Annotated in this window: 1 protein-coding gene; it reads left to right on the top strand. The window is 42.8% G+C overall.

Annotated elements, in window-relative coordinates; all coding sequences use genetic code 11:
- The coding region (locus tag IV36_RS11720) for a lp_1002 family arylesterase (protein ID WP_338086413.1) at nt 1-878 on the top strand (878 nt) is incomplete at its 5' end.
- Nucleotides 879-1,012: the final 134 nt, after the last annotated feature.

Here is a 1,012-nt window from a genome sequence, read left to right as displayed (position 1 = left end):
TGTGTTGGACTTTTTTGTTAATTTTTTTGTATTATTACAAACTAGCACCACGCGTATTTTACTACTTAAAAGGAGTCGATCTTATGCAAATAACTAAAACACCACTTAACCAGGTAAATCCTCAATCTCAAGCAGAGTTAATTTCCTACGTTGATCCCAGCCTTACCGACGCGCTTAACCCTGCGCTAATTTTTGTACCGGGAGGCTCTTATACTCACATTGATTTTAAGCAATCCGAAAAAGTTGCGCTACGCTTTTTGTCACTTGGTTTTCAAGTTTCCATCTTACGGTACTCTTTTGTCGATGAAGTTCAACCGCTCTTCCCGGCTCCCCTGTTGGAAACTGCGCAAGCAATCGCCACTACTAAACAAAATGCCGCACAATGGCACGTTGATCGCCAAAAAGTCATGTTGATGGGCTTTTCCGTCGGCGGACACGTAGTTGCTAATTACAACAATTTATGGTCTTCAGACTGGTTACAAGCACAAACCCACTTATCTGCAGAAGACTTAAAGCCCGCCACTACTATTTTAGGTTACCCAGTAATTACCCCATTTGATGGCTTCCCTGACCAACCTACTTTGGCGCAGTGGACTAACAACCCCGATGAGATTGCTGCTGACCAACACGTAACCGCCGATAATGCTCCAACTTTCATTTGGGCCACCACTGACGACCAGTTAGTTTCTTCAAAAAACGCCGTGGACTACTTCTTAGCGCTCCAAGCTCATCAAGTGCCCACCGAACTACACCTTTACCACCACGGTCCTCACGGAATGGCGTTAGCTGACGAAACTACGGCTTACGACGAGCGTCACCAAGATTCTCGCATTGCCGATTGGATTGCTAATGCATTAGCTTTTTTACGCGAACTATAACGAGGCTTATTTTCCATTAGTAAAGAAAATGGACCTTTATTCTTCAAAAGCACAAAAACTACTTTTTTATACACTAAACGCGTGGTGCTAGTTTGTAATAATACAAAAAAATTAACAAAAAAGTCCAACACAGT

The organism is Liquorilactobacillus mali (assembly GCF_001437155.1).
Classification (GTDB): Bacteria; Bacillota; Bacilli; order Lactobacillales; family Lactobacillaceae; genus Liquorilactobacillus; species Liquorilactobacillus mali_A.
Note: the sequence above shows the minus strand (reverse complement) of the source record. Positions and strands in the feature narration are given on the sequence as shown.